The sequence below is a fragment of the Acidithiobacillus sp. genome (assembly GCF_023255755.1).
GTDB lineage: Bacteria > Pseudomonadota > Gammaproteobacteria > Acidithiobacillales > Acidithiobacillaceae > Acidithiobacillus.
In genome coordinates this window covers 1-4,569 of the sequence record NZ_JAGDVS010000058.1, presented here as the reverse complement: position 1 = coordinate 4,569, position 4,569 = coordinate 1, and the positions used below count along the sequence as shown (strand labels likewise).

The 4,569-nt window shown below is 56.5% G+C and carries 5 protein-coding genes; 4 read left to right on the top strand and 1 reads right to left on the bottom strand.

Annotation, left to right across the window (positions count from 1 at the left end):
- Nucleotides 1-176 precede the first annotated feature (176 nt).
- Nucleotides 177-470 carry a hypothetical protein gene (locus Q0C48_RS03935; protein ID WP_291521749.1) on the bottom strand — a complete coding sequence of 98 codons (294 nt, stop codon included), beginning with the start codon at nt 468-470 and terminating at the stop codon, nt 177-179.
- Nucleotides 471-648: 178 nt separating this feature from the next.
- On the opposite strand from Q0C48_RS03935, the gene Q0C48_RS03930 reads away from it, so the two are divergent.
- The 4 genes from Q0C48_RS03930 to ltrA all read left to right on the top strand — a co-directional run.
- Nucleotides 649-978: an IS66 family insertion sequence element accessory protein TnpB gene (locus Q0C48_RS03930; RefSeq protein ID WP_291521747.1), complete on the top strand. Its 330-nt coding sequence runs from the start codon at nt 649-651 to the stop codon at nt 976-978.
- Nucleotides 969-1,316, top strand: a complete 348-nt coding sequence (gene tnpB, locus Q0C48_RS03925; RefSeq protein ID WP_291521745.1) for an IS66 family insertion sequence element accessory protein TnpB — start codon at nt 969-971, stop codon at nt 1,314-1,316. Before Q0C48_RS03930 ends, tnpB begins: the two co-directional genes overlap by 10 nt.
- Before the next feature lie 49 nt (nt 1,317-1,365).
- Nucleotides 1,366-3,012 carry an IS66 family transposase gene (locus Q0C48_RS03920; protein ID WP_291521743.1) on the top strand — a complete coding sequence of 549 codons (1,647 nt, stop codon included), beginning with the start codon at nt 1,366-1,368 and terminating at the stop codon, nt 3,010-3,012.
- 554 nt (nt 3,013-3,566) lie between these two features.
- Nucleotides 3,567-4,569: group II intron reverse transcriptase/maturase (gene ltrA / locus Q0C48_RS03915; protein ID WP_291521741.1), on the top strand; the 1,003-nt coding region annotated here is incomplete at its 3' end.

Genomic DNA, 4,569 nt, shown 5'->3' with positions numbered 1-4,569 from the left:
AGAATCGGGGGCAGCAGCAAAAGTGGCAGGAGCAAGGGCAGGAAACCCAGGAACCACTCGCCATAGCGCCTTACCGATAGCACGTTCATTCCACCGCCCTCTCGAAGAAGAGGGCATTATAAGGCGGAAGAGTGAAAATGATGCAACCCTCTCCCGCAATCCACGTTGATGAGGATTCAGAGAGTTTTGGTAGAACGTGCCATGGCTTCAACGATTTCTTCGGATGACAGGTCACCCGCAATATGAATTTCCTTGCCATTCTCTCCCTGATGCACTGACATTCCTGTTACCTTGGTTTTGGTTTGAGTGCTCATGCAGTCGCATAGACCGGTCTGACAATTTTCAACTATAGCGAAGACTTTTTTTGCATCTACCGATTGGTCGACATGCACAGCGACACCTTCCGCAGTTTTTTGAACGGTACTGACATCTTTGATGGTGCGATTACAACAGGACTGACGCTCATGCATGCCGATCAGAAAAAGGTGGAGCGCGGAATTGAGAATATCCGCCGAGGCTTACGGGCGGTTCGCCAGACTGCGGAGCGGTTGCTGGGGCACCAGCCATGGGTAAGCGTCTAAGCAACCCACCTTCCAATATTTTCTGACCTGGCCGATCCTGATCCGCATTCATTGAGGAGGGATGGACATGACGAAGGACGAGAAAGCGGCTTATTGGCGGCAACAGGTAGACGGGTTTCAGGCGAGCGGTTTGTCGGTCAAGAATTACTGTACGCAGGAAGGGATCGCCGTTGGCACACTGCATTACTGGCGTAAGCGATTTGCCGATGCGGCAGAACCTCAGTCGATGGTCCCTGGGGCAGAAGGGTTTTTGCCGGTCACTCTAGTGCCGGTCCGACCGCCTATTTCTCCGGTAGAGATTGTTCTGTTGTCAGGCCGTGGTCTGAAGCTGACGGCACCGGTGGACACCGGCTGGTTGCAAACCTTGGTGCGGGTCCTGGAAAGTCCATGTGGTTAAGTCCGGGCAGTCGTATCTGGCTGGCGGCCACACCGGTGGATATGCGGCTGGGCTTTGATGGTTTGGCGGCCAAGGTGCAGGGCGTGCTTGCTGCTGATCCCTTTGGGGGGCACGCGTTTGTCTTCCGGAATCGGCGTGGTGATCGGCTGAAACTGCTGCTGTGGGATGGCCTGGGTTTCTGGCTCATTTATCGCCGTCTGGATCAGGGGCGACTGCACTGGCCCAGAGCCGATACCGGTGCCGTAGAACTGTCGGCCGCACAGTGGGCGATGCTGGTGGAGGGTCGCCCATGGACACCGTTACCAGCCCTTGAAAAATGCACGCCAACACTACTCTAACTCGCTGGATTTGATTGTATAAAGGCCCCATTTCTGGTACTATTTTCCCATGATTTCAACGACCCTTATGCCTCTTCCCACCAGCCCCGATGCCTTGGGCGATCTGGTGCTGGACCTGCTCCAAAAGCAGCAGCAGAAGGAGTCGGAATTAGCAGAACACACCCGGCATATCGCCCGGCAAGAAGCCCTTATCGCCCAGAAAGACCAGCATATCGCGGTGCGTGACGAAACCATCGCTCGCTTGGAAAGCACCCTCGCCAAACTGCAGCGCTGGCGATTTGGGCGCCGTTCGGAAAAACTCTCTCCTGACCAGATCAATCTCTGGGAAGAAGCGTTGGAGACGGAAATTGCCGCAGTAGAAATCGAGCTGGAGGCGGTACTGACCGAGAGTGCCACCGTCACGGAACCGGAAGGAATAGCACCAAAGTCGGTGACTCGTCCTCCCCGCCGCCACCCTGGCCGCATGAAACTGCCCGACACCTTGCCCCGGATAGACGTGCACCATGATCCTCTGACCTGCACCTGCGGGCAGTGTGGTGGTCGCTTGGAAACTGTCGGGGAGGAGATCAGTGAGAAACTGGATTATCTCCCTGGACGCTTCCAGGTGATCCGCCATATTCGCCCCAAACTGGCCTGTCGCCCTTGCGGTACCATCGAAAGTCCAGCGTTGCCCGCACAAGTCATCGACAAGGGCTTGCCCACGGGCCGCACGGTAGCCCACGTGATGACGGCAAAATATGTGGATCACCTGCCTTTATATCGGCAGGAAACCCAGTACCTGCGAGCGGGAGTGCCGATCTCCCGCGCCACCCTCTGCAGCTGGATGGGTCGGGGAGAATACTGGATCAGCGTGATTGCTGAAGCCTGCAAAATGGCTCTGCTGGAAGGGACTATCCTGCACGCCGATGAAACGCCCTTACCGGTACTGAATCCTGGTAGCGGTAAGACAGACAAAGCTTATCTCTGGGTGTATCGCAGTCAGGCAGATGCGCCGCATCCCATCGTGGTCTTTGATTATGCCCCAGACCGCAAGGGCATCCATCCGCAAAACTTCCTGGGCGACTGGAAAGGCATCCTCCAGACGGATGACTATGGGGGGTATGATGCCCTCTACCGCAAAGAACACGTCACAGAAGCCGGATGCTGGGCGCATGTGCGCCGACACTTTTATGACGTGGAGCAGCGGGGTCCGAGCCCCGTGGCACAGAAGGCACTGGTCTGGATTGCCAAGCTCTATGAGATAGAGGCCGATATCAAAGAATCGCCGCCCGATCAGAAAGCTGAAGCGCGCCAACATCGGGCCGGTCCGCTGCTGGAATCCTTCCGGGATTGGCTCACCACCACCCAGATGCAGGTAGCTCCTAAAAGTGGCATCGCCAAAGCCCTCAATTACGCCCTGAAGCGCTGGAAGGCCCTCACCCTCTATCTCGAAGAAGGGCAGCTCAGCATCGACAATAATCCGGTTGAGCGGGCGCTGCGGGGCGTTGCGATTGGGAGAAAGAATTTTTTATTTGTTGGGAATGATGCCGGTGGGGAACGGGCGGCGTCCTTCTACAGCATCATCGAAACCTGCAAGCTTAACGGCGTCGAGCCCTTCGCGTACCTCTGCGATGTGCTCGAAAAACTACCCACTTGGCCCAACAAACGGCTCCACGAACTTTTACCCTGGAACTGGAAAAAAACTGCAGTAGCCTGATCGGCGCCAACCCGCAAGGGTGGGTTGCTTAGACGCTTAGTGCGCCGGTACAAACTGGCGTGAGGTAATTGATGAAAGTTCAACACGGAAAAGACGTAACGCATCATTCCGGCCCCGAGTCATGCGGTGCAGATCGTGAGGTTTGTATCGAAGCGTTGACAGGGGACACCGGCAGGCCAGCCATTGAGCCGCGAAATCAAAAGCACGGGATGCCGACGCCGTTAAGCGAGGCGGAAGGCTACATAGGGCAGGACGCTATGCGTGAGTCCTGCTCTGATCCCGCGCGGTCGGAGACCCTGAGCATGTCGGGAAGCCTCACGAACAGGAACCGGGAGATCTCATCAGTGCCCATGCAGTCGGTGGGCGGAGCAGGGAAGGCCCAAAGCCATAATCATGCTATCCACGCTGGTGAGAAGTCGGATAGGCCCATAGTACCGAAGAAGCCGTCGAACAAAGGGGAATCCCCGGCGGAGATGGTGGAGGGAAGGGGTGTAACCAAGGGGAACCCTGGAGAGCCTCCCGCGTCCCGGACACAGAGCCGGATTCACGCGTCGATGGGACTCGAAGGGGTACGCGAAAAGGCCCGCAATGATTTGCGGGCGCGATTCACGGCGCTGCTACACCACATCACCCCTGCTCTGCTGGTGGAGAGTTTTCATGCTCTACGCCACAATGCAGCGGCGGGTGTGGACGGCAGGACGTGGAGAGAATACGAGACGATGCTGGCACAGCGAGTGCCCATATTGCACCGTGAGATTCATGCGGGCGCATATCGGGCGCAGCCTTCGCGGCGGGTGTACATACCCAAAGCAGACGGCAAGCTGCGACCACTTGGCATAGCTGCCATAGAAGATAAGATTGTTCAACAGGCGGTAGTCACCGTGCTGACGGCGATCTATGAGGCAGATTTTCTCGGTTTCTCCTATGGGTTTCGACCGGGGCGCAGCCAACATGATGCGCTGGATGCCCTGTCGATGGGGATAAAGGGCCGTAAGGTGAACTGGATATTGGATGCGGATATATCGGCATTCTTTGACAGCATCGACCACGGGTGGATGCTGAAATTTCTGGAACATCGCATTGCGGATCGGCGCATGTTACGGCTGGTTAGCAAATGGCTCAGAGCAGGTGTTATGGAAGATGGGAAGCGTATTCCTGCAGAACGAGGTACGCCTCAAGGGGCAGTAATTTCGCCCCTGCTCGCAAATGTGTTTCTGCATTATGCCCTGGATTTATGGGCACATCGCTGGCGACGGCGGCATGCACGGGGGGATGTTATCATCGTGCGTTACGCCGACGACAGTGTGATGGGTTTCCAGTATGAAGGAGAAGCGAAGCGTTTTCTGTCTGCTATAGCAGAACGCTTAGGCAGGTTCGGCCTGAAGCTGCATCCGGAGAAAACGCGGCTGATTGCTTTTGGGCGATTTGCTGCGGCTCAACGGAAAGAGCGAGGGCTGGGAAAGCCTGAAACCTTCGACTTTCTGGGACTCACACACTGCTGTAGCCAAAACCGGCAGGGTTGGTATGAAATCCAACGCTTGACGGTCAAGAAACGCA